Origin of the sequence: Aeromonas sp. S19(2024) (genome assembly GCF_041402625.1) — a bacterium.
Lineage (GTDB): Bacteria > Pseudomonadota > Gammaproteobacteria > Enterobacterales > Aeromonadaceae > Aeromonas > Aeromonas caviae.
Map to the genome: position 1 here is coordinate 1 of NZ_JBGLQU010000010.1, position 25,380 is coordinate 25,380.

Here is a 25,380-nt window from a genome sequence, read left to right on the forward strand (position 1 = left end):
TGTAGCGCCGATGGTAGTGTGGCATTCGCCATGCGAGAGTAGGACACTGCCAGGCACCCAATACAAGAAACCCCGCTCACTCGAGCGGGGTTTTTTATTGCCTGAAATTCACGTTATCCATCCATATCTGGTTGATTTACCACCACGATTGTATCGTTATACAACCTGATCAGCACAGGGCAGCTCCATGTTGACTATCCCATCTTCCAGCTGAATATCGATCTTGAAACCGAGCCGTTTGGCCAGATTGATCATGCCGCGATTGCTGGGCATGGTCATGCCAGAGAGCTGGCCTATGCCACGCTCTCTGGCATAGCGCACGATCTTTTCCATCATCAACTTGCCGAGTCCGAGCCCTTTCAAGTCTGAGCGGACCAGGATGGCAAACTCCGCATCCGATTGATCCGGGCTGGCAATGGCTCGCACCACTCCCAGGATCTGCTGGCTGAAAGGGCCGTCCTGACCCACGGCGACGAAGGCCATTTCCCGGTCATAATCGATCTGGGTCATGCGGGCCAGCTCCTCATGCCCCAGCTCCCCCACATCGGCGAAAAAGCGTTTGTACCTGTCTTCATCAGACACCTGTCGCACGAACTGCTTGTGGGCCGGCTCGTCTTCGGGGCGGATGGGGCGCAGCAGCACATGACTCTGATCTTTCAGCCAGGCACCCTCTTCCAGCTCGGTGGGATAGGGGCGAATGGCCAGTGGCAGCACTTGTTGCCCTCGCTCTGCCAAGGCGAGCCGGGCATCCAGGATCACCATCTCTTCGCCACAGGCCTGCAGCGGGTGCAGATCCAGTTCTTGTATCTCGGGGAAGGCCAGCAGCAGCTCGGAGAGCTGGCACAGCACCTGGCCGAGGGCGTCGATATCGAGCCGTACCGGACTGGCCTGCTCGCGGATCTTGCCATCCTTGAGGGCACCAATGATCTGGTAGCGAGCCAGAGCCTGGTTGAGGGGAGGAAGGGCCGCGACCATGTCGCGGGGCTCGGCGCCGGATTCCCCGAGCAGGATGACGGGGCCGAAGACAGGATCCTGCTGCAAGCGGATCCGTAGCTCCAGACCCCCGCTGCGGCGTGCCATGCGTTGTACCAGAAGCCCTTCTATGCGGGCGCCAGGATCGTGCTGACGTACCCTGTCCAGAATGGCATCCGCCGCCTGGGCGACTTCCGCCGAGGTGCGCAGGTTCAGCATGACACCGTGTACATCGGATTTGTGGGCGATGTCGGGAGATCGCAGCTTCACCGCTACGGGGTAGCCAATCTGTTCTGCAGTCAGTGCGGCCTCGATGGCATCGGAAACGATCCAGGTCGCGAGGGTGGATAGCCCGGCTGCCTGCAAGATGGGATGGGCCAGGTGGGTGTCCAGCACCCTCTGCTGGCGGTCCAGCGCTTGCCCAAGGAGCTGCTGGCAGCGCTCGACATCGAGCCTGTCGCCCTGCAGGGAGGCCGGTGTTTCCATCAACTGTTTCTGGTTGCGGCGATATTCCACCATGTGCATGAAGGCCGTGACAGCGCTTTCCGGGGTGCGATAGGTCGGGATGCCCGCCTCGTTGAACAGGCGTCTCCCCTCTTGGGCGGAGTATTCGCCTGCCCAGTTGGTCAGTATGTTGAATCGTCTGGCCCTGGGATGCTGCTTGATGAAGTCGATCAGGCTGCTGGCGAGGGTGACACCTCGGGCGGTGAGGGACGGTGCATGGATCAGCAGGATGGCATCGGCACTGTCCCCTTGGAGCAGCGTCTCGAGTGCACTCTTGTAGGCCTCGATATCTGCATCGCTGCCGATGTCGAGGGGTGGCATCGCCAGCTTGCCTCCCCGAGACAGCAGTACGTCTGCGGCCATGTTGGCGAGGCCGCGCCCGTTGGAGAGGATGGCGAGCCGCTCCCCCTTGAGGGTCAGGGAGTGGCTCAGGGTCTCGACAGTGGCAAACAGTTCGTGGGTATCCCGGACGCGCAGCATGCCAGCCCGGCGGATGGCGGCATCATAGACATTGTCGAGACCGTTGGCCGGGTCGTGCCGACCGCTCTTGAGGATCAGGATGGGTTTGTTGCGCGAGGCGGCACGGGCGGCGGAGAGAAAGTGCCTGGCATCGTGCAGCTTGTCCATGTAGATCAGGATGGCGCGGGTCGTCCCGTCCCGGGAGAGCTGATCCAGCAGTTGGCCAAAGTCGATGTCGCAATGATCGCCCAGGGAGATGAAGGCCGAGAAGCCGATTTCGCGCTGCTTGGCCCAATCCAGGATGGTGGTGCTGACCGCTGCAGACTGGGAGAGAAACGCCACCTGTCCCGGAGTCGCTGCAATGGGGGAAAAGCTGGCGTTGATACCCTGCCCGGGGAGCAGCATGCCCATGCTGTTGGGGCCGAGCAGCCGGATGCCGTATTGCTGGCACAGATGCTTGAGCCGCAGGCGCTCGTCAGTGGAGAACTGGGCGGCCAGTATGATGGCGGCTCCGGTTCCTTTCTTGCCGAGCTCCTCGATGAGCGGCAGTACCCGTTCGCGCCGGGTACAGACGATGGCGAGATCGGGGGAGAGGGGAAGGCTCTCTATGTCCGGATAGGCGAGCACGCCAGCGATGGCCTGGCTGCGGGGGGCTACGGGTAGTATAGGGCCCTGGAACTGACCCGCCAGTAGGTGCCGGATGACCACATGGCCTGCCTTCTGCGGATCACTGGAGGCGCCGATGACGGCGATCGAGTGAGGTTTGAAGAGCCGATCCAGGCCGCTTTGTTTCATGGGCACTCCTCGTGGTGGCCCCCGGGGCAAGGGGGACGGATGGTGCCAGTCTAATACGCTTTGCGTGCGGGTTCTGTGACCGATTGCGGATCACGATCTGGCCAGTGCGCTGGCGCGCAGATAAAAGCGCAGCTCCCCCTGAATGCATTGCACCGTGGCGAGGTGCCTGTCCTGGAGATAGATCTCCTGCTCCCGATCGAGTTCATGGCGCTGGACCCCGAGGCTTTGCAGATATTCTGCGAACAGGATGGCACTGCGGATTTCGACAAGATGCTGGCTCACGCTCTATTCCTTGATGGTGGCTGGATGGTGCCGGCCAGTGTCCCCTCTTCTCCCCCACTTTCATACTGATACATTTGACACTCACTGTGGCTCCGACGCCTGCCGGATCAGCGAAGGCCTCCCTGGCCGCGTGCGGTGTCCCAGAAGGCGCGGATCAGCGGCTCTTCCAGCCGCTTCTTGAGCACGGCGATGCCGACGTCGAACGCTTTGAGCGCCGGTTTGGGCTCGACCACACGCACCTTGTCCCCCATGGGGCTGTGATCGATGACGGCGGCAGGCACGACACCCACACCGAAGCCGAGGGCCACCATGGCGACGATGCCCTCGTTGCCCGCCACTTCTGCATAGATGTTGGGAGCTATCCCCTTGTTGCGAAACCATTGATCACAGCGCTTTCGGGCCAGCCCCTGTTCGGAGAGGATCAGCGGCAGGCGCTCCCAGTCAGGTTCGCCCTGGGGGAACCACTGACCCTGCTGGGGGGCATTGCGGGGGGCGATGAACACCAGAGGGACTTGTTGCAGGCTGGCGAATTCCAGCTTGGACGAGAGCGCATCCGGCCTCGCTGCGATGGCGAGATCGGCTTCGTCAGCCAGGATCTTGTCCACTGCCAGTGCAGGGTCGCCGGTCTCCAGCTTGATCTCCAGCTGGGGATAACGGCGACGAAAGCGTTCCAGTACCTCGGGCAGCAGAAAGTAGCTGGCAGTGACCGAGCAGAACACCCGCAGCCGCCCTTGCAGCGGCTCGTCGCTGCGCTTGAGCTCCTGTTTGAGTTGGCGCCACTCCTGCAGCAAGGCACCGCCAAACTCCCGCAGCTTCTCACCAGCAGGGGTGAGCCGCACCGAGCGGTTGTCCCGCTCGAACAGCACGCAGCCGGTCTCCTGCTCCAGTCGCTGGATGGCGCGGCTCAGGGTGGAGGGGCTGACCGCCATGGCATCGGCGCTTTTGCCGAAGTGGAGGGAGTCGGCGAGGTGGAGAAACAGTTCGAGATTGCGAAGGTCCATCTTTTTATTCCTGCGGCGTTGTCAGGCGCCCTGTAGCACGATGGCTCGGCGGCGGGAGATTGCGGGAAATCACATTTCAATTCCTGCAACGTACTGTTTCGAATATATCAGTTCAGGCAATAAGTGTCCCGCGCTATAGTGGTTTCGACAACGCCGCTATCCGGCATGGAATCAATCGAACGGAGCAATCACCATGGCTAACTATTTCAACACCTTGAACCTGCGTCAGCAGTTGGCCCAGCTGGGCAAGTGTCGTTTCATGCAGCGCGAAGAGTTCGCGGACGGCTGCAACGTGCTGAAGGGCAAGAAGGTGGTGATTGTGGGCTGTGGTGCCCAGGGTCTGAACCAGGGCCTGAACATGCGCGACTCCGGGCTGGATATCTCCTACGCCCTGCGCAAGGCCGCCATCACTGAGAAGCGCGCCTCCTGGCAGAAGGCCACCGACAACGGCTTCGCGGTCGGCACCTATGAAGAGCTGATCCCGACCGCCGATCTGGTGCTGAACCTGACCCCGGACAAGCAGCACTCCGACGTCGTCAAAACCGTGATGCCGCTGATGAAGCAGGGCGCCGCGCTGGGCTACTCCCACGGCTTCAACGTGGTGGAAGAGGGGCAGCAGATCCGTTCCGACATCACCGTCGTGATGGTTGCACCCAAATGCCCGGGCACCGAAGTGCGTGAAGAGTACAAGCGTGGTTTCGGAGTACCGACACTGATCGCCGTCCACCCGGAGAACGATCCCCAGGGTGAGGGCATGGCCATTGCCAAGGCGTGGGCCTCTGCTACCGGTGGCGACCGTGCCGGCGTGCTGGAATCTTCCTTCGTCGCGGAAGTGAAATCCGACCTGATGGGCGAGCAGACCATTCTGTGCGGCATGCTGCAGGCCGGTTCCCTGCTCTGCTACGACAAGCTGGTTGCCGAGGGCACCGACCCGGCTTATGCCGGCAAGCTGATCCAGTTCGGCTGGGAGACCATCACCGAGGCCCTGAAGCAGGGTGGCATCAGCCTGATGATGGACCGTCTCTCCAACCCGGCCAAGCTGCGTGCCTTCGAGCTCTCCGAGCAACTGCGCACCCTGATGCGTCCGCTGTTCGAGAAGCACATGGATGACATAATCGCCGGCGAGTTCTCCCGCGGCATGATGGCTGACTGGGCCGAAGACGATGCCAAGCTGTTCGGTTGGCGCGAAGAGACCGGCAAGTCCGCCTTCGAGAATGCTCCTGCCTATGCCGGCAAGATCGCCGAGCAGGAGTACTTCGACAATGGCGTGGTTATGGTGGCCATGGTCAAGGCGGGTGTCGAGCTGGCGTTCGAAACCATGGTGGCCTCCGGTATCTATGAAGAGTCTGCCTACTACGAGTCTTTGCACGAGCTGCCGCTGATCGCCAACACCGTCGCCCGCAAGCGTCTGTACGAGATGAACGTGGTCATCTCCGACACCGCGGAGTACGGCAACTACCTGTTCGCCAACGCCGCCGTGCCGCTGCTGCGCGAGCACTTCATGCCGACCCTGCAAGCAGGGGACCTGGGCAGTGCCCGTGCCGAGAGCAAGGCGGTGGACAACCTGGCCTTGCTGGCTGCCAACGAAGCGACCCGCAACCACCCGATCGAGAAGATCGGCCAGACCCTGCGTGGTTACATGAAGGACATGAAGCGTATTGCCGTCGGCGGTTAAGCCTTCGCTGAGCGGCATCGGAAGGGGCGGGGATGACGATCCCCGTTACTGGCTGGCTTAGACACCCGGCCTGTCGTCCGGATGATGCAAACAGACCGATTGATAGCAATAAAAAAGCCCCGCTCATCGAGCGGGGCTTTTGCATTCTGGAGGGCGGGAGAATCAGGCCTTCCAGGCTTTCCAGGTGTTGATCAGGCCGTTGGTGGAGCCGTCGTGGCTGGTGACGGCCTCATCGGTGCCCAGCTCCGGCAGGATCTTGTTGGCCAGCTGTTTGCCCAGCTCCACACCCCACTGGTCGAAGGAGAAGATGTTCCAGATTGCGCCCTGTACGAAGATCTTGTGCTCGTACATGGCGATCAGGGAGCCGAGGGTTTTCGGGGTCAGCTGCTTGAACAGGATGGAGTTGGTCGGGCGGTTGCCTTCGAACACCTTGAACGGCACCAGATCCTTGACCTGCTCCAGCGTCTTGCCGGCGGCCAGGAACTCGGCCTCCACCGCTTCCTTGCTCTTGCCGAAGGCAAGGGCCTCGGTCTGGGCGAAGAAGTTGGCCAGGAGCTTCGGATGGTGGTCACCGATGGGGTTATGGCTGATGGCCGGCGCCAGGAAGTCGCAGGGGATCAGCTTGGTGCCCTGATGGATCAGCTGGTAGAAGGCGTGCTGGCCGTTGGTACCCGGCTCACCCCAGATGATGGGGCCGGTCTGGTAGTCCACCGGATTGCCGTCGCGGTCCACGTACTTGCCGTTGGACTCCATGTTGCCTTGCTGGAAGTAGGCAGGGAAGCGATGCATGTACTGATCGTACGGTAGGATAGCTTCGGACTCGGCACCATGGAAGTTGTTGTACCACAGGCCGATCAGGGCCAGCAGTACGGGCACGTTCTGTTCATAGGCGGCAGTGGCGAAGTGCATGTCCATCTCGAAGGCGCCTTGCAGCAGGGCCTCGAAGTGCTCGAAGCCGAGGGAGAGGGCGATGGGCATGCCGATGGCGGACCAGGAGGAGTAGCGGCCGCCGACCCAGTCCCAGAACTCGAACATGTTGTCGGTGTCGATGCCGAACTCGGCCACGGCCTTGCCGTTGGTCGAGAGGGCGGCGAAGTGCTTGGCAACGTGGGCCTTGTCACCGGCATGACCGAGGAACCAGTCGCGGGCGGTCAGGGCGTTGGTCATGGTCTCTTGGGTGGTGAAGGTCTTTGAGGCCACCAGGAACAGGGTGGTTTCCGGATCGATCTTCTTGAGCGTCTCGGCGATGTGGGTGCCGTCAACGTTGGAGACGAAGTGCATCTCCAGGTGATTCTTGTAGGGGCGCAGGGCCTCGGTGATCATGACGGGGCCCAGATCGGAGCCACCAATGCCGATGTTGACCACGTGCTGGATGGCCTTGCCGGTATAGCCCTTCCACTCGCCACCGATGACCTTCTCGCAGAAGCCCTTCATCTTGGCCAGTACGGCGTTCACTTCCGGCATCACGTCCTTGCCGTCAACCTCGATGGGACGGTCGGAGCGGTTGCGCAGGGCGGTGTGCAGTACGGCGCGCCCTTCGGTCATGTTGATCTTGTCGCCGTTGAACATGGCGTCGATGGCGCTGCGCAGATCGGTCTCGCCAGCCAGGTTCACCAGCAGCTTGAGGGTCTCTTCGGTGATCAGGTTCTTGGAGTAGTCGACCAGGATGTCGCCACCGAAGGTGAGGGAGAACTTGTCAAAACGCTTGGGATCCTGTGCGAACAGATCCTTGAGACGCATCTCCTTGTTGGCTGCAAAATGGGCTTCCAGTGCCTGCCAGGCCTGGGTCCGGGTTGGATTGATATTTTTCATAGGATTATCAGTCTTCCAAGTTGTGTTTGAACCTTGCAGGCAAGGCTCCCGCCAAACCTTATTATGCGAGCATTATACCGGGCACTCCGTACGCCCCGTGTAACAGAGCATTACCAATTGTCTGCAACGAGGGAGTGTACAACCAAAACAGTGCGATTATGAGTCACCCAGTACCCCGGGATCTTGCGTTCGCGCATGCTTGTTAGGGTTGAAAAGGCTTTCATTTCAAGGGGAGCACGACCGTGGCTCTGGAAAGCTGGCGTGACAGATAAAAGGGTATTCAACAGACGCTCATCGGACGATTTTTTGAGCAGGCGCAAATGGCGGGCAACAGACGCTGGCTACCATATTAGCCGAATGGACGAGATCTCCCAGGGATGGCCAAGGTATGGAATCAATGGTGTGGAATGAGGAGATCGAGATGAAAGCCCTGTTATCCCTGTTTGCCCTGAGCCTGATCGCCACCGGCCTCATCGGTTTGCTGACCCTGACGCTGGCCAATGCGGCGCCGACGCTGGAGATCCGCGTGCTGGCGGTGATCGGAGCCGTGCTGGGGGGCTATGTGCTGATGCAGCCCCTGCTCAACCGGGTTGCACGCCGGCTGGGGTGAGAACGCGGTGCGACCTGGTGCGCAAGACCGGCCTGTGGCCGGTTTTTTCATGTCACAGAAGGCAGAAACGACAGTGCCAGCCCGAAGGCTGGCACTGGAGAACGCACACCGAGGATCAATCCGCCGTCTTTTGCATGTGGACCACACGCTGGGGGAAGGGAATCTCGATGCCCTCGGCGTCGAAGGTGAGCTTCACCTTCTCGTGGAAGTCGAACCAGACACCCCAGTAATCACCGGTCTTGACCCAGGGACGCACCACGATATTGACCGAGGAGTCGGCCAGCGCGGCAACGGCAATGGTGGCGGCCTGCTCCTTCAGGATGCGGGGCTCTTCGCTCACCAGCCGCTCCAGGATCTGTTTGGCCTTGCGCAGGTCGGAGCCGTAGCCGATGCCGAAGGTCATGTCGACGCGGCGGGTATCCATGCGCGAGTAGTTGACGATGGTGCCGTTGAGGATGGCGGAGTTCGGCACTACCACCATCTTGTTGTCACCCGAGGTGAGGGTGGTGGTGAAGAGCTGCACCGATTGCACAACGCCATTGGTGCCTGCCACCTCGATGAATTCCCCTGCCTTGATGGGGCGGAAGATGATGAGCAGGAAACCGGCGGCAAAGTTGGAGAGAGAGCCCTGCAGCGCCAGACCGATGGCCAGACCGGCGGCACCGATGATGGCTACGAAGGAGGCGGTCTGCACCCCGACCCGGCCCAGAGCGGCGATCACCACGAACACCAGGATGGTGTATTTGAGGATGCTGCCGACGAAGTGGGTGACGGTGGTGTCCAGCTTGCGGGTCTGCATCACCTTGACCACGCCACCGCTGAGAAGGTTGGCGGCAATGTAACCGACCAGCAGGGTGATCAGGGCGGCGGCGATGTTGACCGCATACTCGATGATCAGTCCCTGGTTGTTGGTCAGCCAGGTCTGTGCTTCGGTAATGATCTCGGGTTCCATAGGATGTCCTGTTGGTGTGAAGATTTATGGCAGATGAATCTAACACTTGAGCGCGACAAGCTGGGTCGCATCTGGTGCTTGTCTCTTCTTTTGTGCCACAAAAAGCAAGGGAGGCCAAGGCCTCCCGCTTTGTCACAACCCTGCTGGCGCAGGGACGCTGGGCATGTGCGCACTCAGCTTTGCAGCAGCTGGCTGCGGATAAACTGCCACTGATCTTCAAACCCGGCGGTGGGCTTGATTGTGAACTCGGAGCGGACGTGCATTGGTTGATGCGGTCTGCTGGCTCAGCTTTGCAGCAGCTGGCTGCGGATAAACTGCCACTGATCTTCAAAGCCGGCAGTGGGCTTGATGTTGAACTCGGAGCGGACGTGCATTGGTTGATGCGGTCTGCTGGCTCAGCTTTGCAGCTGCTGGCTGCGGATGAACTGCCACTGATCTTCAAACCCGGCGGTGGGGTTGATTGTGAGCTCGGAGCAGACGTGCATTGGTTGATGCGGTCTGCTGGCTCAGCTTTGCAGCAGCTGGCTGCGGATAAACTGCCACTGATCTTCAAAGCCTGCAGTGGGCTTGATTTTGAACTCCGAGCGGACGAACTGGCTGATGCGGCCCTCGGTATAGGCCAGCAGCAGGTTGGCCAGCATGGTCTCGTCGAGCTGGAAGCCCTGGCCTTCCCGCAGCCGTTTCTCGCGCAGTACCTGCTTTATCTGGGTCTCCAGCTTGTCGAACAGGATGCTGATGCGATCCCGCAGCCGATCGTGTTCGCCCAGCAGGGCATCGCCATTGAGAATGCGGGTGATGCCGGGGTTGCGCTCGGCGAACACCAGCAGCAGCTGCAGTATGTGATGGCAGCGGGCCATGGTGTCCTTCTCTTCGGCCATGATCAGGTTGACCCGTGACAGCAGGGAATCCTCGATAAAGTCGATCAGCCCCTCGAACATCCTCGCCTTGCTGGGAAAATGCCGGTAGAGGGCTGCCTCGGACACGCCCACCTCGGCCGCGAGGCGTGCCGTGGTGATGCGCTGGCCCGGGCTGGTTTCCAGCATGTGGGCGAGTGCCTGCAGGATCTGATCGCGCCGACTCTGTTTCTGGTTACTGCTTGCCATGGATTCCCCTAAAAAAACAATGGCTTGATTCTATTATTTGGCACGTGCCCCAGGGGGCCGTGTGGTCTTGTTATTGGCGACCAGAAGAACCAAACCCGCCTTCACCCCGTTCACTCTGATTGAATTCGTCGACCAGCTGGAAGCTGGCCTGTACCACCGGCAGGATCACCAGCTGGGCGATGCGCTCGCCAGGCTGCATGGTGAAGCTGTCGCTGCCACGGTTCCAGACCGAGACCATCAACTGACCCTGGTAGTCGGAGTCGATGAGGCCGACCAGGTTGCCCAGCACGATGCCGTGCTTATGGCCGAGGCCGGAGCGGGGCAGGATGGTGGCGCACAGACCCGGATCCTGGATGTGAATGGCCAGCCCGGTCGGCACCAGAGTGGTGTCGCCCGGGGCCAGGGTCAGCGGGGCATCCAGCAGGGCGCGCAAGTCCATGCCAGCGGAGCCCGGTGTGGCGTAGGCGGGCAGCGGGAAGTCGGTGCCGATGCGGGCATCCAGGATTTTCAGTTCAATTTGTGTCGTCATGAATCTTTTTCAATTGGATCGCCTGGCGATCGGGTGGTACTGCAGGAGCCTGGGGCTCCCGGCATGTTCAATGGGCTCAGGGTCGATAATGGCGTGCAATCAGGGCGACAAGATGACGGGCGAGCGTCAGCTTATCGGCCAGGGGCAGGGCGGCTTGACCCCCTTGCCAGAAGACGGTCAGGGCGTTGTCATCGGCATTGAAACCCTGGCCTGCACGGGACACATCGTTGGCTGCGATCATGTCCAGCCGCTTACGTCGAAGTTTGTCGAGGGCGTATTGTTCCACATCCACGGTTTCGGCGGCAAATCCGACGGTGAAGGGTTTGTCTGACAACGCCCCCACATCGGCGATGATGTCGGGGTTTTTGACCAGGGTCAGCTGCATTTGGTCGTTGTCGCCGGTCTTCTTGATCTTTTGCTCGGCCACCTGGGCGGGACGGTAGTCGGCGACGGCAGCGCAGCCGATAAAGAGGTCGCACTCACCGACCTGGCTCATCACCGCTTCGTGCATCTGCAGGGCACTCTCCACATCGATGCGGGTAACGCCGGCCGGGGTGGCCAGTGCCACCGGGCCGCTCACCAGGGTCACCTCCGCGCCCGCTTCGCGCGCGGCGCGGGCGATGGCGTAGCCCATCTTGCCGGAGCTGTGGTTGCTGATATAGCGCACCGGATCCAGCGCCTCGCGGGTCGGCCCGGCTGTGAGCAGCAGCCTGACGCCTGCCAAGAGTGGCTCGGCGGCGAGCTGCTGGCAGCAGCGTTCCACCAGTTCCAGGGGATCCAGCATCCGGCCCGGGCCCACATCGCCGCAGGCCTGGCTGCCGGAATCCGGCCCCCACAGCTGAATGCCGCGTTCGGTGAGGGTCTGGAGGTTGGCCTGGGTGGCGGCGTTGCGGTACATCTGCTGGTTCATGGCTGGCGCCAGGGCGATAGTCGCCGGGGTGGCAAGGCAGAGGGTGGTGAGCAGCTCGTCCGCCATGCCGGCGGCCATGCGGGCCATCAGGTTGGCGCTGGCGGGGGCGATCAGCACCAGATCGGCCCACTTGGCCAGTTCGATGTGGCCCATGCCCGCCTCGGCAGCCGGGTCCAGCAGACTGTCGGCCACCGGGTGGCCTGAGACGGCTTGCAGGGTCAGCGGGGTGATGAACTCCTTGGCGGAGCGGGTCATCACCACTCGCACCTCGGCCCCCTGATCTTTCAGGCGACGTACCAGTTCGGCACTCTTGTAGGCGGCGATCCCGCCACTGACACCCAACAGGATGCGTTTATCGGCCAATCTCATCTGCTGCTTCTCTTCCGGCTCACTCTGACTGGTCGGCTAAGATAGCACAGGCAATGGGTGGCGACAGAGGCTGACATGGGGGAGTTGTGGTCGGGCTCGCGGGATTCTTTGCTATGTTTTCTCTCAATAGCCATGAGGGAGAGACAAATGAGCATCAAGGAGTGGCCGGAAGAGGAGCGCCCGAGGGAAAAGCTGCTGCGCCGAGGGGCGGCGACGCTCTCCGATGCCGAACTGCTGGCCATCTTCCTGCGCACCGGGGTCAGCGGGTTGAGTGCGGTGGATCTCTCCCGCCAGTTGTTGCAGCAGTTTGGTTCCCTGCGGGCACTGCTGGGAGCCGAGCAGCAGGATTTTTGTGGCGCTCACGGGCTGGGACCTGCCAAGTATGCCCAGTTGCAGGCGGTGCTGGAGATGGGGCGGCGCCATCTGGCCGAACAGTTGCAACGGGGAGAGGCGCTCACCTCGCCCGGGCTTACCCGGGACTTTCTGCAAGCCCAGTTGCGGGATCGGGGGAGGGAGGTGTTCGCCCTGCTGCTGCTCGACAACCAGCACAGGGTCATCCGGTTTGTCGAACTTTTTTACGGCACCCTCGACTCGGCGAGCGTCTGGCCCAGAGAAATCGTGCAGATCGCGCTCAAACATAATGCAGCCGCCGTGATTCTGGCGCATAATCACCCGTCCGGCGTGGCCGAGCCCAGTCGGGCGGACCGCCAGATCACGGATCGGATCCTGGCCGCCCTGGCCCTGGTCGATATCAGAGTGCTTGATCACCTGGTGATCGGTGATGGCATCACGGTTTCTTTCGCAGAGCGTGGTTGGTTGTGACTGGGCTCTGGCACTGTATTAGTTGATCTTTGATCACGGATGCTGTATAAAATGCCGCCTTCTGTTTGCCCCGCAATCGAAGGCCAGCGGGGCAGATATTTGCTCGAGCAATGAAGTAAGATTTGGAGAGACTGACATGTCTAGAGTATGCCAAGTAACCGGCAAGCGCCCGGCAGTTGGTAACAACCGTTCGCACGCTAACAACGCTACCAAGCGTCGTTTCCTGCCGAACCTGCACACTCACCGTTTCTGGGTTGAGAGTGAAAAACGCTTCGTGAGCCTGCGCGTATCCGCAAAAGGCATGCGTATCATCGACAAGCGCGGCGTTGAAGTGGTTCTGGCTGAACTGCGTGCCAGCGGCGTTAAGGTATAAGGAATTAGATCATGGCTAAAGGTATTCGCGATAAGATTCGCCTGAACTCCAGCGCCGGTACTGGTCACTTCTATACCACTACCAAGAACAAGCGCACCATGCCCGAAAAAATGGAGATCAAGAAATTTGATCCCGTGGTTCGTCAGCATGTGATCTACAAAGAAGGCAAAATCAAGTAATTACTTGGTTTCGCTGCAAAAACCCGGCCTCGTGCCGGGTTTTTTTATGGCTGGAATTCAGTACACTGCCGATTCGAAGGGAGGCTAGCCATGTTCAAACTGAGCCGCAAAGGCTGGAACAACGTGATCATCGTGGTCGTGTTGATCGTCATTACCCTGTTGCACCGGCTGGAGCAGGCCCAGCAGGAGAACAGTGCCAAACGCGCGCGTCCGCTGTTGCCGGAGAGTGCCGTGGTGCTGACCTGGCAGGGGCCGAGCTGGCAGATAGAGCGTATCGGCCAGGGCTGGCGCAGCGCGCCGGATCTGGGGCTTGGCAGCACCCAGCTGGCGGCCCGCATCGAGGCGTGGCAAGGCTGGCTGCTGCCCCCCGGCGAGCCCGTGCGCGGCACCCCGGTGACCCTCAAGATCTGGATCGCCGGACAGAGCGATCCGGTGGAAGTCGGGCTCTATCAGGACGACGGCAAGTTTGCCGCCCTGCTGCCCTCCTCGACCTGGCTCAGCTTGAGCCAGGCGCAATACCGTGACCTGATGCGCCCCATTCCCTGAACGAGAGATCGCCCATGCCTGAATTACCGGAAGTCGAAGTCAGCCGCCAGGGCATCTCCCCCTGGCTTACCGGCATCAAGGTGACCCGCGTGGTGGTGCGGGACGGCCGCCTGCGCTGGCCCGTGCCCGGCGAGATCCAGGAGCTGGTGGATCTCGTCATCCACCGCGTCAGCCGCCGCGCCAAATACCTGTTGCTGGAGACCGACTTCGGCACCGCCATCCTGCATCTCGGGATGTCCGGCAGCCTGCGGGTGCTGGACATCGGCACCCCGGCCGAGAAGCACGATCACGTGGATATCGAGCTGGCCAACGGCAAGCTGCTGCGGCTCAACGATCCGCGCCGTTTTGGCGCCCTGCTGTGGACCCGCGAACCGGCCGAGGCCCATGCCCTGCTCGCCAAGCTGGGGCCGGAACCCCTCACTGATGCCTTCCATGCCGATTACCTGCGGGAGCGGGCGAAGGGGCGCAGCACCGCCATCAAGCAGTTCCTGATGGACAACCACGTGGTGGTCGGGGTGGGCAACATCTACGCCAACGAGGCGCTCTATGCCGCCGGCATTCATCCCAGGCGGGCGGCGGGCAACATCAGCGCCGAGCGGCTGGGCACCCTGGTGAGCGAGATCAAGCGGGTGCTGGCCGAAGCCATTCGCCAGGGGGGCACCACCCTCAAGGATTTCACCAGCGCCGACGGCAAGCCGGGCTATTTCGTGCAGCAGCTGCAGGTTTACGGCCGTGGCGGCCTGCCCTGCTTCCACTGCCACACCCTGCTCACCGAGGTGAAGATGGGCCAGCGAACCACGGTGTTCTGCTCCCACTGCCAACGCTGAAAGTGGGATTTTTGAGCCGGGATCGGCCAAGTTGTAAGAGAGTATTTCCGGTCTGTTGAAGCTGCGTCAGCCCATGACTACTATCTCGCCAGTTCAGGCTGCGAGGTAATAAAATGACAGCTAAATCAATAGACTGGGAACATTTATCCCGGCAGGGGCACTATTGTGCCCACGATATGGCCCGCTTCCTCTATCCCGAAGACAGCGCCCGCAAGACTTTCAACCGCGGCAAGTTTTTGCTGCGCAGTCTGCTCTACCGTGCGCAGTTGAACCGGGTGTTCGAGCTGTTCCAGAGCGCCCCCCTGCGGGCGCTTCCCGCCCGCCACCCCGAGCTGCTCGACAAGCCGATGCGCCCCTATCGCTTCGCCTGCTCGACGGTGAACCAGCGGGTCAAGATGGTGGAGGATCACTACCGCCTGCTGCTGGGCCTGTACCCCGAGCTCATCGACCCGCTCTATCTGGGGGAGGGGATAGTGCTGGGCCATTATCCCGATGGCGGCTGGCGCATCGTGCTGCGTCACGACGGCACCTTCCGCAGGGAGGCGGAGCTGGCCCTCTCCATCGTCAACGCGCGGGGGGAGCGACTCTACAGCTGTGCCTTCTCCCTGGCGGGCAGCGAACAGGAGCTGGCCCTGGTGATCGGGTCGGTGCAGGGGCCGGAGCCCTGTGTCGAGCAGCCCCAGGAGCAGGTGCGGGCATTGACCCGGGCGGGTCAGGGTCTGAGACCCAAGTCGCTGGTGGTGATGCTGGTGATGGCGCTGGCCGGGGCCATGGGGGCCCACCGGGTCTGTGCGGTACGCATGAAGGCCCACATCTTCCAGGCAAGACGGTACAGCAAGAAGAAGAAAGCCTGCCTGCAGGCGGACTACGACGAGCTGTGGCAGGAGTTTGGCGCCCTCGATCAGGACGCCAACTTCGTGCGGCTGCAACCCGTGGTGCGCAAGCCGCTGGAGGAGGTGGCCGCCAAGAAGCGGGCCATGTACCGGCGTCGCTACGAGTGGCTGGACGGGCTGGAGCGGGCGATCCGCCAGCAGTTTGCCCACAGCTAGGCGTGCAGTGCGTTGATGCAACAAGGGCTACCCGCGGGTAGCCCTTGTTCGTTTCTGCCCATCAGGGGAGGGATTAGCGCTGCTGCTTGGCGGCGATGGCCTGGGCCACCAGGGGGTCGACGAACTGGTGGATGTCACCTCCGTGCAGCGCCACCTCCTTCACCAGGGTGGAGGAGATGAAGGAGTTCTCCTCCGCCGGGGTGAGGAAGACGCTCTCCAGGGTGGGCATCAGGCGACGGTTCATGTTGGCGAGCTGGAACTCGTATTCGAAGTCGGAGACGGCGCGCAGGCCGCGGATCAGCACGTTGGCCTGCTGCTCCCTGGCAAAATCCACCAGCAGGCCGGAGAAGCCCACCACCTTGACGTTGGGCAGGTGAGCCGTCACCTGCCGGGCCAGCTGAACGCGCTCCTCGAGATCGAACAGCGGCCGTTTGCTCGGGCTGTTGGCGACCCCGACCACCACCTCGTCGAACAGTCTGGCGGCGCGGCCAATGAGATCGGTATGGCCGTTGGTGATGGGATCGAAGGTGCCGGGATAGATTACCTTGTTGGTCATGCTGCTGATTCCTGAAACCGGAAAACTGGTCGCATTATAGGGGCTGTTGCCGGTTTGTCGCGACCGGGATGGCGCGGATTTCTGGCGCTGATCGGCGGCCGGGTTCGCACAAATCGGGGCCCCGTGGCGTCTTCGCTTGAGAATCGCCCTGCATCAGGCAAGAATACCCGCATCGCGCATCAAGCCTCCTTCGCTGGTGACAGGGAGCATAGGGATTTTTTATGAAACGTATTCTGGTAGTCCGCAATGACAAGATTGGTGACTTCATGCTGGCGTGGCCGAGCTTTGCCATGCTCAAGCGCTCCATGGAGTGTCATGTGACTGCCCTGGTTCCCGCCTACACGGCGCCCCTGGCCCGCCTCTGCCCCTGGATCGACGAGATCATCCTGGATCCGGGTGCCCGGGCCGACAAGGAGCAGCAACGCGCCCTGCTGGCGCGCATCAAGGCGGCTGCCTTCGATGCCTCCATCTGCCTCTTCTCCAACACCCGCAATGCCAAGCTGGTGTGGAAGGCGCACATTCCCTACCGGCTGGCACCAGCTACCAAGCTGGCCCAGGTGCTCTACAACCAGCGCCTGGTGCAGCGCCGCTCCCGCTCCCAGAAGCCGGAGTACGAATACAACCTGGATCTGGTGCGCCGCTTCCTCGCCGATCAGCATCAGACCGTGGTAGAGCCACAGGGTCCCTACCTCGACTTCGACCCCGAGAGCCTGCTGCAGGTGCGCGAGCAGGTCGCCGCCCGTCTCAGGCTCGACGCCAGCCGCCCCTGGCTGATGGTGCATGCGGGCAGCGGTGGCTCGGCCAACAACCTCTCCATCGAGCAGTACTCGCGCCTCATCATCAAGCTCAACCAGGCCTGTCCCGAGTTGCAGTGCGTGCTGACGGCAGGCCCGGGGGAGGAGGGGAAGGCGGAGCAGTTGGCGGCGGAACTGCTGGCCCATGGGGGCAACGGCTGGATCTATCGCTCCGACGAGGGGCTGCCGAAGTTCTGCCAGGTGATGGCCAACGCCGCCCTGTTCGTGGCGGGCAGCACGGGGCCCCTGCACATCGCCGCGGCCATGGACGTGCCGACCGTCGGCTTCTTCCCGGCACACCGTTCGGCAACGCCGCTGCGCTGGCGGCCGCTCAACGGCGAGGGGCGCCATCTGCCCTTCAGCCCGCCGGAAGACAGCGACCACCCGGAGGACATGAGCCAGCTCGATCCCAAGGCCATGGCGGCAGAGATCGCCCGCTGGGCGCCGCCCTTCTGGCGCGCCGAGCGCTGAGAGCGCGCACAGAACATACAGACAGGGCCCCGCGGGGCCCTGTCTTGTAAGGGGATGCGCTTGCTGGCAGGCCAGCCTACCGGACGTGGTCCCCGACAGCCCCCTTGACGGGCCTGCCCGGGCCCCGGGCAGGGGAAACCTGTCGGTATAAGCCGGAGTCGGGTCATGTTACCAATATCCATGCATTCGGCTTATCGCGGCCAGTTTTCGTCCGTGGCGCCCGGGTTTGCGCCGTGAGCGGCCCCGCGAGGGCTGCGCCCGATCCCTGGCCATGGGGTTTGCCCCTTGTCCCGCTGGAACAAGGGGTGAGTCATGAATGAGATCTGTGGGGCGATGCCCTATTTCGGCTGCTGGGGCTGCTGGCGAACCCAGAGATCGGCGTATTTTACGAAGGTGGAGTGGGCGGAGAGGATGGCCAGCAGCAGGCCCTGCTTGCCGTCGAGGAAACCGGCCTTGAGCAGGTACATCTTGAGGAAGCAGCCGACGGCGTGGACCAGCCCCTGACCGAGGGATCCCTTCTTGCCGCGGGCGGTGCGCTGATCGGCCCATGCGCGGGCATAGCCGGCGGATTTGACCAGGTAGTGTTCCAGATCCCGGTAGGTGTAGTGGAGGAGGTCGCCCTGCAGGTTGACGATCTTCATGTTGGCGCGCACCTCCACCTTCTCGTGTACCAGCGCCTCGTTGTAGCCGGTCAGCGCCTTGGGGTAGAGGCGCAGCACCCGATCCGGGTACCAGCCGCTGTGGCGGATGAAGCGACCGAACACCCAGGAGAGGCGCGGGATGGAGTAGATGGTGTCGCTGGCCGGGTTGGCCATGACCCCCTGGATGGCTTCCCTGAGTTCCGGGGTGAGCCGCTCGTCCGCGTCCAGCCACAGCACCCACTCCGACTGGACATGGGACTGGGCGAGGCGGCGCTGACGGCCGAAACCGGGCCAGGTGGTGTTGACGAAGAAGCGGGCGCCAAATTCGGCGGCGATGGCCGGGGTGTCATCCTGACTGCCGGAGTCGAGAATGACGATTTCATCCGCCAGGCCTTCGAGGGAGGCGAGGCAGGCGCGGAGGTTGTCGGCTTCGTTCTTGACGATCAGGACGGCCGCCAGGGTCGGTTTTTTCACAGGCAAGGGACTCTTGTTGGTGCCCGGCGGGCGGGTCATGCTCGGATTGGCGCCCATTCTAGCCTAAAACCCCGCGCGGGGCATGACCCGAGGGCCCGGTGGGCCCGCTTTTGAATGCGGGGGAAGGGGGATCTCTGCTACCCGGCAGTAGGTGGCCCAGGGCACGCCGTGTCCGGGTCGAAGAGGGCCTCAGGAGGGATGCGCGGGGGAGCAGATCCTGCCAGGGAGGCGTTTTGCGGGGGCAGACGGGTATCTTCTGTTATTTCTTCGGCCTTTCTTGGGGCATAATCTTGCCCAGTAATGATCAACAGCCGGGCCAGTCCCGAGAGAAGACGCGCGATGAAGATATTGGTGATCGGCCCCTCCTGGGTCGGCGACATGGTGATGTCCCAGAGCCTCTACAAGGCGCTCAAGAGCAACCACCCGGGCAGCGAGCTCCATGTGATGGCGCCGGCCTGGTGCGTTGCGCTGCTGGAGCGCATGCCCGAGGTGGACAAGGCCATCCCCATGCCGCTTGGCCACGGTGACTTCAAGCTGGGGGCACGCCGCCGCCTTGGCAGGCAGCTGGCCGCCGAGCAGTACGATCAGGCCATCATCCAGCCCAACTCCATGAAGTCGGCCCTCATCCCCTGGTTTGCCAGGATCCCGGTGCGCACCGGTTGGAAGGGGGAGCACCGCTTCGGTCTGCTCAACGACATGCGCAACAACAAGCAGGCCTTCCCGCTGATGGTGGAAGGCTATGTGGCTCTGGCCTACCCCAAGGGGCAGATGAAGAGCCGGGACGACATTCCCGCTATTCCCCATCCCTCCCTGCACGTGGATCTCATCAACCAGGGCAAGGCGCTGGAGCGGCTCGGCCTGAATCGTGCCCGCCTTGTGCTGGTACTCTGTCCGGGGGCCGAGTTCGGCCCGGCCAAACGTTGGCCGGAAGGGCACTACGCCGTGGTGGCGCAAAAGCACCTCGACGAGGGGTGGCAGGTGTGGATCTTCGGCTCGGGCAAGGACGTGGACGTGGCCAACACCATCCGCGATCGGATCAACCCCCTGTCGCGCCCCAACTGCCACGTGCTGGCGGGCAAGACCAGCCTGCACGAGGCGATCGACCTGATGGCCCTGGCCGGTCGGGTCATCGCCAACGACTCGGGCCTGATGCACGTGGCGGCCGCCCTCAACCGGCCGCTGATCGGCGTCTACGGCTCCACCTCGCCCCTCTATACCCCACCGCTGGCGGACAGGGTCGAGATCGTCCACACCGACATCGAGTGCCGCCCCTGCTTCAAGCGCACCTGCAAGTTCGGCCACCTCAAGTGCCTGATCGAGCTGATGCCGGAACAGGTCATCGAGGCGGGAAATCGGCTGGAGCGTGGTGAAACGGCAGATCTGACCATAGTGCGGCAGCCGGTGGAATCCTCTGCTGCTGAACCAGGTAATAGCTAGCATGATCTACCGGTTGCTCTACAACCTGCTGATCCACCTGGGGTTGCCCCTGGCGCTGCTGGCGCTCTACAAGCCCAAAAAAGGCAAGCCCGGCTTCGGGGCGCGCTGGGCCGAGCATCTGGGACGATTGCCGCCGACCGGACAGGAGGCTCCCCTCTGGATCCATGCGGTGAGCGTGGGGGAGACCCTGGCCATCACCCCCTTCATCCGCGCCCTCAAGGCCGAGCGCCCCGAGCTGCCCATCCTGCTCACCACCACCACCCGCACCGGCGCCGAACAGGCAGCCAAGCTTGGGGATCTGGTGGTGCATCGCTATGCGCCTCTCGACTACCCCTGGGCCGTCTCGGCGTTTCTGAGCACCGTCAAGCCCCGCGCCCTCTGGGTGATGGAGACAGAGCTGTGGCCGAACTGGCTGGCGGCCTGCGAGGCACGCCACCTGCCGGTGACCATCCTCAATGCCCGCCTCTCGGAGCGATCCTGTCAGCGCTATGGTCGCTTCCAGGGCGCATTCGATGCCCTGAGCCGCCCGCTGACCCACCTGCTGTGCCAGCATCAGGACGATGCGGATCGCTTCCATCGGCTGGGGATAGGGCGCAACCGGCTGGCGGTGACCGGCTCCATCAAGTTCGACATCCAGTTTGGCGACGAGGTGCAGGCCAGGGGCCGTGCCCTGCGCCAGCAACTGGGGGAGGCACGACCTGTCTGGATCGCCGCCAGTACCCACCAGGGGGAAGACGAGCTGGTGCTGGCTGCCTTTGATCGGGTGCTCAAGGCCCACCCCTCCGCCCTGCTGATCTTGGTGCCGCGCCATCCCGAGCGTTTCGATCGGGTGGCCGAGCTGTGCGCCCCCTACGGTTGCGTGCGGCGCACGGCGGGCAGTGCGGTCGGCGAGAGCGACAAGATCTACCTGGGTGACACCATGGGCGAGCTGCCGCTGATGCTGGCGGCGGCGGATCTCGCCTTTGTCGGTGGCAGCCTGGTGCCCGTGGGCGGTCACAACCTGCTGGAACCGGCGGCGCTGGGCAAACCCTGCCTGACCGGCCCCGTCTATTTCAACTTCAGCGACATCACCCGCCAGCTGGTGGCCCAGGGTGGCGCGGCCGTGGTGGCGGACGCCGAGGCGCTCGGCCACCGGGTGAGTACCCTGCTCGGCGATGCCCCTGCTCGCCGCGAGATGGGGGAGCAGGCCCGCGCCGTGGTGCTGCGCAATCAGGGGGCGCTGGCGCGCACCCTCTCCCATTGCCTCGCCAGCCTGGAAGGTGACGACTGAGGCGGGGCGGCGTGGTAGCCGCCCCGCCAGCATGTCTGTCAAACCCCGGGAGACAATCCGCGCCTCTTTCCTTTATGCTCTGCCCTTTGCCCCTGACCCTGTGATGCCCCGATGAACCGCGCTCCCCTGCTGTTGATGATACTGGTCACCCTGCTGGCCGCCGCTGGCTGGCTCTTCTCGAAAGAGGCGATTCGCGAACTGCCCACCGCCGCCTTTATCGGCAGCCGCTTCCTGCTGGCCGCCCTGCTGCTGTTGCCGCTCGCCTGGTTGCGCGAGCCGCCCCCCAGTGGCTCACAACTGCTGCGCGCCGCCGGGTGCGGCACCTTGCTCGGGGCCAGCCTGCTGTTCTGGGTTACCGCCATCAGCCAGAGCGATGCCCTCGGCAGTGGCGCCTTCATCATGAGCGTGGCCACCCTGATGGCGCCGCTCGCCGCCTGGGCCGCCTTCAAGGCCAGACCCGGCCGCCACTACTGGCTCACCCTGCCCGTCGCCGTGGCTGGCCTGCTGCTGCTCTCCAGTAGCACCCACTGGGGCGTGTCGCTCTCCCTGTTCTGGTTTCTGGCGGCGGCCGCCACTCTGGGAGTCCAGCTCGCGGTGCACCGCCACTTCGCCCAGTCCATCCCTCCTACCTGGCTCACCTGCATCCAGTTGGCGGTGACCGGACTGCTCGGCACCCTGCTCTCCCTGCTGACCGAGCAGTGGCCCGCCAGCATCGGCACTGGCATCTGGGGCTGGTTTGCGGCCAGCGTCCTGATCGCCACCACATTGCGCTACTGGCTGCTCACCCACGCCCTGAGCCGGATGACCACGGCCCACGCCGCCCTGCTGATGCTGCTGGAACCGGTCTGGACTCTTATCCTGAGCACCCTCTTCTATGACGAGCCGCTGGGCCCCGCCAAGCTGGCCGGCGCCGGCCTGGTGCTGGGTGCTCTGGTGCTCTACCAGCTCCCCCTGCTGCTGCGCAGCCGAAGGCTGAAGTCACCGGTCTAGCCTGCACGGGCGGGGGATGGATCAAAAAGAAGGAGAGGGTCTGCATGGCAGACCCTCTTTGCGTGATGGCACATGTCGGGCTCCCTTTGCTAGGGGTTACCATCAGTCAGGCGGCTGAGCGCTGCGGGAAACGAGCATAAAAAAGCCCCCGCGTGGCGGGGGCTGGTGCATCTATGAGGGAGATCACTCGATGTTCTGGATCTGCTCGCGCATCTGCTCGATGAGGACCTTCAACTCGACAGCGGACTGGGTCACCTCGGCGTTGATCGACTTGGAGCCCAGCGTGTTCGACTCGCGGTTGAACTCCTGCATCATGAAGTCGAGGCGACGGCCGCAGGCGCCACCCTTCTTCATGATCTTGTTGGTTTCGCTGATGTGCATCTCCAGGCGATCCAGCTCTTCGGCCACGTCGATCTTCTGGGCCAGCAGCACGATCTCCTGCTCGATGCGGGCAGGATCCAGCTCCACTTTGGCCTCGGCCAGGCGGTCGGTGAGCTTCTGGCGCTGCCACTCGATGATCTGCGGCAGGTGCTCCCGCACCTTCTTCACTTCTACCTGAATGCCGGCCAGACGCTGTTCGATCAGCGCCTTGAGATTGGCCCCTTCGCTGGCGCGGGAGGCGAGGAAGTCTTCCATGGTCAGGTCGAAGCCGGCCATCAGCTCGGTGGCGACCACGTCCATGTCCTGCTCGGCGGCAGCCATGACCCCCGGCCAGCGCAGCACGTCCACCGGATTGAGCTGACCCTGGCCCGCCTCTTTCATCACCCAGTTGGCGCTCTCGATGATGAGTTTGGCCAGCTCTTCATTGATGTGCAGCTGGCTGGCGGCGGCCTGGGCGGCCTCGAAGCGCAGGTTGCACTCCACCTTGCCGCGCTGCAGCTTGGCCCGGAAGCGCTCACGCAGAACCGGCTCCAGGCTGCGCAGTTGTTCCGGCAGGCGAATGTAGGTCTCCAGATAGCGCTGGTTGACCGAACGAATTTCCCAAACGGCTGTGCCCCAGTCGCCCTTGAGTTCCTTGCGGGCGTAGGCGGTCATGCTGTGAATCATTGATTGTTCCGGGCTTGATGAAGTGTGCGGCCAGTATACTCAGCCAGGCCTGCTCCGTCAGCCGACGAGGTGGTTTTAGCGGCTGATATTTGAGTAGCGATCGCTTATACTCCTGCGCCAATTCAGCCAGCCCAGAGGTCAGTCCCATGTCCCGTCCCAGCGATCGCAGCGCCGCCCAGGTGCGTCCGGTAACCATCACCCGCCACTTCACCAAGCATGCTGAAGGGTCCGTGCTGGTGGAATTCGGCTACACCCGCGTGCTCTGCACCGCCAGCGTCGACACCAGCGTGCCGCGCTTCCTCAAAGGCAAGGGGCAGGGGTGGGTCACTGCCGAGTACGGCATGCTGCCGCGCTCCACCCACTCCCGGATGAACCGCGAAGCGGCCTCCGGCAAGCAGAGCGGCCGCACCCTGGAGATCTCCCGTCTGATCGCCCGCTCCCTGCGCGCGGCGGTAGACTTGAGTGCCCTGGGCGAGCACACCATTACCGTTGACTGCGATGTGTTGCAAGCCGACGGCGGTACCCGTACCGCCGCCATCACCGGGGCCTGCGTGGCGCTGGTGGATGCGCTGAACTGGATGGTGGAGAAGGGGCTGATCAAACAGAGCCCGCTCAAGCAGATGATCGCTGCCGTCTCCGTCGGTATGTTCGAAGGGGAGGCCATCTGCGATCTGGAGTACATCGAAGACTCCGCCGCCGAGACCGACATGAACGTGGTGATGACCGAAGATGGTCGCATCATCGAGGTGCAGGGCACCGCGGAGGCCGAACCCTTCACCCACGAGGAGCTGCTGGAGATGCTGGCCCTCGCCAAGGGCGGCATCGCCGACATCATTGCGCTGCAGAAGCAGTCACTTTCCTGATACCAGGACCTGTTGATGTTTCGGCACAAGTCGCGTTGCAGTGTCAAAGGATGCCAGGCTAGGCGCAGGATGCCGCCAATGGTTATTCCCTTGGCAAGTCCTGCAACAACGCATGGCATCCTTTGCCACGCAACCCGTAGGGACGGGTCTGTTTTTGTGCATAACGTCGTTATTCGATGCCTCGTTTGGATTACCAAACTTCGCATCTCATGCCTAGTTCTGCGCAAAAACCGACTCCGTCGCGGCTGTGACGAAGCGTCAACAGATCCTGCAAACGCGGCATTGACCGCGTTTTTTTATACCCCCACACAAGACAACGACAAGCCAAGCAAGGAGCCAGAATGAAAGCCTACCAGCGTCAATTTATCGAGTTCGCCCTGGAGAAACAGGTCCTCAAATTCGGTGAATTTACCCTGAAATCCGGTCGTAAAAGCCCCTACTTCTTCAACGCCGGCCTGTTCAACAGTGGCCGCGATCTGGCCCGTCTCGGCCGCTTCTATGCCGCCGCCCTGATGGATGCCGGCATCGAGTTCGACGTGCTGTTTGGCCCGGCCTACAAGGGGATCCCCATCGCCTCCGCCACCGCGGTGCAGCTGGTGGAGCAGCACGACGTGGACGTGCCCTGGTGCTTCAACCGCAAGGAGGCCAAGGATCACGGCGAGGGTGGCAATCTGGTGGGCAGCCCGCTCAAGGGGCGCATCATGCTGGTGGACGATGTCATCACTGCCGGCACCGCCATCCGCGAATCCATGGATCTGATCCAGGCCAACGGCGCCTCCCTGGCTGGCGTGCTGATCGCGCTGGACCGTCAGGAGAAGGGCAAGGGCGAGCTCTCCGCGATTCAGGAAGTGGAGCGTGACTACGGTGCCCACATCATCGCCATCATCCAGATGAGCGATCTGATCCAGTATCTGGAAGAGAAGCAGGCCGAACAGCCGGAGCTGGCGGCGCAACTGGCCGCCATGAAGGCTTACCGCGCCCAGTACGGTATCTGAGTCGCCGCGCATACCGCGCAATAGTTGAAGGCGGCGCCCGTTTGTTCTCTGGCAGCAAACGGGCGCCGTTTTT

General features: G+C 62.7%; 25 protein-coding genes and 1 pseudogene. 14 read left to right on the top strand and 12 right to left on the bottom strand.

Translation table 11 applies throughout. The annotated features are described in order from the left end of the window. Positions 1 to 156: 156 nt before the first annotated feature. The 3 genes from ACB037_RS16885 to ilvY all read right to left on the bottom strand — a co-directional run bounded on the left by ACB037_RS16885 (position 157) and on the right by ilvY (position 4,013). Positions 157 to 2,730: a bifunctional acetate--CoA ligase family protein/GNAT family N-acetyltransferase gene (locus ACB037_RS16885; protein ID WP_336591742.1), complete on the bottom strand. Its 2,574-nt coding sequence runs from the start codon at positions 2,728 to 2,730 to the stop codon at positions 157 to 159. 90 nt (positions 2,731 to 2,820) lie between these two features. Then, entirely contained in the window at positions 2,821 to 3,012 is a 192-nt protein-coding gene (locus tag ACB037_RS16890) for a hypothetical protein (protein WP_010676124.1), read from the bottom strand. Positions 3,013 to 3,119: 107 nt separating this feature from the next. Continuing rightward, the gene (gene ilvY / locus ACB037_RS16895; RefSeq protein ID WP_139736544.1) at positions 3,120 to 4,013 is read right to left on the bottom strand and encodes an HTH-type transcriptional activator IlvY; all 894 of its coding nucleotides are present in this window, start codon (positions 4,011 to 4,013) and stop codon (positions 3,120 to 3,122) included. Positions 4,014 to 4,206: 193 nt separating this feature from the next. Here ilvY and ilvC point away from each other — a divergent pair, with 193 nt between their 5' ends. After that, positions 4,207 to 5,688: a ketol-acid reductoisomerase gene (gene ilvC, locus ACB037_RS16900; protein WP_045522761.1), complete on the top strand. Its 1,482-nt coding sequence runs from the start codon at positions 4,207 to 4,209 to the stop codon at positions 5,686 to 5,688. A gap of 162 nt (positions 5,689 to 5,850) precedes the next feature. Here the strand turns inward: ilvC and pgi are convergent, their stop codons facing one another. Beyond that, the gene (gene pgi / locus ACB037_RS16905) at positions 5,851 to 7,500 is read right to left on the bottom strand and encodes a glucose-6-phosphate isomerase (RefSeq protein WP_039040994.1); all 1,650 of its coding nucleotides are present in this window, start codon (positions 7,498 to 7,500) and stop codon (positions 5,851 to 5,853) included. 421 nt (positions 7,501 to 7,921) lie between these two features. Between pgi and ACB037_RS16910 the strand changes: the two genes are divergently transcribed. Then, the gene (locus tag ACB037_RS16910) at positions 7,922 to 8,110 is read left to right on the top strand and encodes a hypothetical protein (RefSeq protein ID WP_029314882.1); all 189 of its coding nucleotides are present in this window, start codon (positions 7,922 to 7,924) and stop codon (positions 8,108 to 8,110) included. 115 nt (positions 8,111 to 8,225) lie between these two features. Here ACB037_RS16910 and ACB037_RS16915 read toward each other — a convergent pair whose 3' ends face one another. The 5 genes and pseudogenes from ACB037_RS16915 to coaBC all read right to left on the bottom strand — a co-directional run bounded on the left by ACB037_RS16915 (position 8,226) and on the right by coaBC (position 11,973). After that, complete coding sequence (locus ACB037_RS16915) at positions 8,226 to 9,062, bottom strand: mechanosensitive ion channel domain-containing protein (protein ID WP_042864726.1); 837 nt, start codon at positions 9,060 to 9,062, stop codon at positions 8,226 to 8,228. 284 nt (positions 9,063 to 9,346) lie between these two features. Beyond that, positions 9,347 to 9,430, bottom strand: a pseudogene (locus ACB037_RS16920) (nucleoid occlusion factor SlmA); the annotation flags it as partial. Positions 9,431 to 9,568: 138 nt separating this feature from the next. Next, positions 9,569 to 10,165, bottom strand: coding sequence for a nucleoid occlusion factor SlmA (gene slmA, locus ACB037_RS16925; RefSeq protein ID WP_010676117.1), 597 nt, complete (start codon positions 10,163 to 10,165; stop codon positions 9,569 to 9,571). A 70-nt stretch (positions 10,166 to 10,235) separates the two neighbouring features. After that, on the bottom strand, positions 10,236 to 10,694 hold the full coding sequence (gene dut / locus ACB037_RS16930; RefSeq protein ID WP_201936154.1) for a dUTP diphosphatase: 459 nt from the start codon (positions 10,692 to 10,694) through the stop codon (positions 10,236 to 10,238). A 76-nt stretch (positions 10,695 to 10,770) separates the two neighbouring features. Next, on the bottom strand, positions 10,771 to 11,973 hold the full coding sequence (gene coaBC, locus ACB037_RS16935) for a bifunctional phosphopantothenoylcysteine decarboxylase/phosphopantothenate--cysteine ligase CoaBC (RefSeq protein ID WP_223919795.1): 1,203 nt from the start codon (positions 11,971 to 11,973) through the stop codon (positions 10,771 to 10,773). Positions 11,974 to 12,120: 147 nt separating this feature from the next. On the opposite strand from coaBC, the gene radC reads away from it, so the two are divergent. The 6 genes from radC to ACB037_RS16965 all read left to right on the top strand — a co-directional run bounded on the left by radC (position 12,121) and on the right by ACB037_RS16965 (position 15,769). Continuing rightward, positions 12,121 to 12,795, top strand: coding sequence for a DNA repair protein RadC (gene radC, locus ACB037_RS16940; RefSeq protein WP_039040991.1), 675 nt, complete (start codon positions 12,121 to 12,123; stop codon positions 12,793 to 12,795). Between the two features lie 136 nt (positions 12,796 to 12,931). Further along, positions 12,932 to 13,168 (top strand): 50S ribosomal protein L28, encoded by a 237-nt coding sequence (rpmB, locus tag ACB037_RS16945; protein ID WP_005307492.1) that lies wholly within the window; start codon positions 12,932 to 12,934, stop codon positions 13,166 to 13,168. A gap of 11 nt (positions 13,169 to 13,179) precedes the next feature. Further along, positions 13,180 to 13,347, top strand: a complete 168-nt coding sequence (gene rpmG / locus ACB037_RS16950) for a 50S ribosomal protein L33 (RefSeq protein WP_371175639.1) — start codon at positions 13,180 to 13,182, stop codon at positions 13,345 to 13,347. 90 nt (positions 13,348 to 13,437) lie between these two features. After that, on the top strand, positions 13,438 to 13,893 hold the full coding sequence (locus ACB037_RS16955; protein WP_041212007.1) for a hypothetical protein: 456 nt from the start codon (positions 13,438 to 13,440) through the stop codon (positions 13,891 to 13,893). A gap of 14 nt (positions 13,894 to 13,907) precedes the next feature. Beyond that, positions 13,908 to 14,720: a bifunctional DNA-formamidopyrimidine glycosylase/DNA-(apurinic or apyrimidinic site) lyase gene (mutM, locus tag ACB037_RS16960; RefSeq protein WP_124245149.1), complete on the top strand. Its 813-nt coding sequence runs from the start codon at positions 13,908 to 13,910 to the stop codon at positions 14,718 to 14,720. Positions 14,721 to 14,896: 176 nt separating this feature from the next. Further along, the gene (locus ACB037_RS16965) at positions 14,897 to 15,769 is read left to right on the top strand and encodes a VirK/YbjX family protein (protein ID WP_124245150.1); all 873 of its coding nucleotides are present in this window, start codon (positions 14,897 to 14,899) and stop codon (positions 15,767 to 15,769) included. Positions 15,770 to 15,842: 73 nt separating this feature from the next. Here the strand turns inward: ACB037_RS16965 and coaD are convergent, their stop codons facing one another. Next, positions 15,843 to 16,325, bottom strand: a complete 483-nt coding sequence (gene coaD, locus ACB037_RS16970) for a pantetheine-phosphate adenylyltransferase (RefSeq protein ID WP_043153322.1) — start codon at positions 16,323 to 16,325, stop codon at positions 15,843 to 15,845. A 221-nt stretch (positions 16,326 to 16,546) separates the two neighbouring features. Here coaD and ACB037_RS16975 point away from each other — a divergent pair, with 221 nt between their 5' ends. Further along, on the top strand, positions 16,547 to 17,590 hold the full coding sequence (locus tag ACB037_RS16975; RefSeq protein ID WP_041214218.1) for a glycosyltransferase family 9 protein: 1,044 nt from the start codon (positions 16,547 to 16,549) through the stop codon (positions 17,588 to 17,590). 338 nt (positions 17,591 to 17,928) lie between these two features. Here the strand turns inward: ACB037_RS16975 and ACB037_RS16980 are convergent, their stop codons facing one another. After that, the gene (locus ACB037_RS16980) at positions 17,929 to 18,705 is read right to left on the bottom strand and encodes a glycosyltransferase family 2 protein (protein WP_010676108.1); all 777 of its coding nucleotides are present in this window, start codon (positions 18,703 to 18,705) and stop codon (positions 17,929 to 17,931) included. A gap of 339 nt (positions 18,706 to 19,044) precedes the next feature. Here ACB037_RS16980 and waaF point away from each other — a divergent pair, with 339 nt between their 5' ends. The 3 genes from waaF to ACB037_RS16995 all read left to right on the top strand — a co-directional run bounded on the left by waaF (position 19,045) and on the right by ACB037_RS16995 (position 22,402). Continuing rightward, positions 19,045 to 20,142 carry a lipopolysaccharide heptosyltransferase II gene (waaF, locus tag ACB037_RS16985; RefSeq protein ID WP_371175640.1) on the top strand — a complete coding sequence of 366 codons (1,098 nt, stop codon included), beginning with the start codon at positions 19,045 to 19,047 and terminating at the stop codon, positions 20,140 to 20,142. A gap of 1 nt (position 20,143) precedes the next feature. Further along, the gene (waaA, locus tag ACB037_RS16990) at positions 20,144 to 21,412 is read left to right on the top strand and encodes a lipid IV(A) 3-deoxy-D-manno-octulosonic acid transferase (protein WP_124244393.1); all 1,269 of its coding nucleotides are present in this window, start codon (positions 20,144 to 20,146) and stop codon (positions 21,410 to 21,412) included. Between the two features lie 111 nt (positions 21,413 to 21,523). Continuing rightward, positions 21,524 to 22,402 (top strand): DMT family transporter, encoded by an 879-nt coding sequence (locus ACB037_RS16995; protein ID WP_049636086.1) that lies wholly within the window; start codon positions 21,524 to 21,526, stop codon positions 22,400 to 22,402. A gap of 183 nt (positions 22,403 to 22,585) precedes the next feature. Here ACB037_RS16995 and ACB037_RS17000 read toward each other — a convergent pair whose 3' ends face one another. Beyond that, positions 22,586 to 23,449: a YicC/YloC family endoribonuclease gene (locus ACB037_RS17000; protein ID WP_010676104.1), complete on the bottom strand. Its 864-nt coding sequence runs from the start codon at positions 23,447 to 23,449 to the stop codon at positions 22,586 to 22,588. 146 nt (positions 23,450 to 23,595) lie between these two features. On the opposite strand from ACB037_RS17000, the gene rph reads away from it, so the two are divergent. Together rph and pyrE are read left to right on the top strand one after the other, a co-directional pair. Beyond that, on the top strand, positions 23,596 to 24,312 hold the full coding sequence (gene rph, locus ACB037_RS17005; protein WP_185367342.1) for a ribonuclease PH: 717 nt from the start codon (positions 23,596 to 23,598) through the stop codon (positions 24,310 to 24,312). A 341-nt stretch (positions 24,313 to 24,653) separates the two neighbouring features. Continuing rightward, a complete protein-coding gene (pyrE, locus tag ACB037_RS17010) occupies positions 24,654 to 25,307 on the top strand; it encodes an orotate phosphoribosyltransferase (RefSeq protein ID WP_010676102.1) in 654 nt (217 codons plus the stop codon). Positions 25,308 to 25,380 lie beyond the last annotated feature (73 nt).

Coding starts and splice junctions, on each gene's coding strand:
- waaA (WP_124244393.1), top strand. CDS start 20,144: ATGATCTACCGGTTGCTCTACAACCTGCTGATCCACCTGGGGTTGCCC.
- rpmB (WP_005307492.1), top strand. CDS start 12,932: ATGTCTAGAGTATGCCAAGTAACCGGCAAGCGCCCGGCAGTTGGTAAC.
- ACB037_RS16995 (WP_049636086.1), top strand. CDS start 21,524: ATGAACCGCGCTCCCCTGCTGTTGATGATACTGGTCACCCTGCTGGCC.
- ilvC (WP_045522761.1), top strand. CDS start 4,207: ATGGCTAACTATTTCAACACCTTGAACCTGCGTCAGCAGTTGGCCCAG.
- ilvY (WP_139736544.1), bottom strand. CDS start 4,013: ATGGACCTTCGCAATCTCGAACTGTTTCTCCACCTCGCCGACTCCCTC.
- coaD (WP_043153322.1), bottom strand. CDS start 16,325: ATGACCAACAAGGTAATCTATCCCGGCACCTTCGATCCCATCACCAAC.
- pyrE (WP_010676102.1), top strand. CDS start 24,654: ATGAAAGCCTACCAGCGTCAATTTATCGAGTTCGCCCTGGAGAAACAG.
- ACB037_RS16965 (WP_124245150.1), top strand. CDS start 14,897: ATGGCCCGCTTCCTCTATCCCGAAGACAGCGCCCGCAAGACTTTCAAC.
- slmA (WP_010676117.1), bottom strand. CDS start 10,165: ATGGCAAGCAGTAACCAGAAACAGAGTCGGCGCGATCAGATCCTGCAG.
- ACB037_RS17000 (WP_010676104.1), bottom strand. CDS start 23,449: ATGATTCACAGCATGACCGCCTACGCCCGCAAGGAACTCAAGGGCGAC.
- ACB037_RS16885 (WP_336591742.1), bottom strand. CDS start 2,730: ATGAAACAAAGCGGCCTGGATCGGCTCTTCAAACCTCACTCGATCGCC.
- ACB037_RS16955 (WP_041212007.1), top strand. CDS start 13,438: ATGTTCAAACTGAGCCGCAAAGGCTGGAACAACGTGATCATCGTGGTC.
- ACB037_RS16915 (WP_042864726.1), bottom strand. CDS start 9,062: ATGGAACCCGAGATCATTACCGAAGCACAGACCTGGCTGACCAACAAC.
- rph (WP_185367342.1), top strand. CDS start 23,596: ATGTCCCGTCCCAGCGATCGCAGCGCCGCCCAGGTGCGTCCGGTAACC.
- radC (WP_039040991.1), top strand. CDS start 12,121: ATGAGCATCAAGGAGTGGCCGGAAGAGGAGCGCCCGAGGGAAAAGCTG.
- ACB037_RS16910 (WP_029314882.1), top strand. CDS start 7,922: ATGAAAGCCCTGTTATCCCTGTTTGCCCTGAGCCTGATCGCCACCGGC.
- mutM (WP_124245149.1), top strand. CDS start 13,908: ATGCCTGAATTACCGGAAGTCGAAGTCAGCCGCCAGGGCATCTCCCCC.
- rpmG (WP_371175639.1), top strand. CDS start 13,180: ATGGCTAAAGGTATTCGCGATAAGATTCGCCTGAACTCCAGCGCCGGT.
- ACB037_RS16975 (WP_041214218.1), top strand. CDS start 16,547: ATGAAACGTATTCTGGTAGTCCGCAATGACAAGATTGGTGACTTCATG.
- dut (WP_201936154.1), bottom strand. CDS start 10,694: ATGACGACACAAATTGAACTGAAAATCCTGGATGCCCGCATCGGCACC.
- coaBC (WP_223919795.1), bottom strand. CDS start 11,973: ATGAGATTGGCCGATAAACGCATCCTGTTGGGTGTCAGTGGCGGGATC.
- pgi (WP_039040994.1), bottom strand. CDS start 7,500: ATGAAAAATATCAATCCAACCCGGACCCAGGCCTGGCAGGCACTGGAA.
- waaF (WP_371175640.1), top strand. CDS start 19,045: ATGAAGATATTGGTGATCGGCCCCTCCTGGGTCGGCGACATGGTGATG.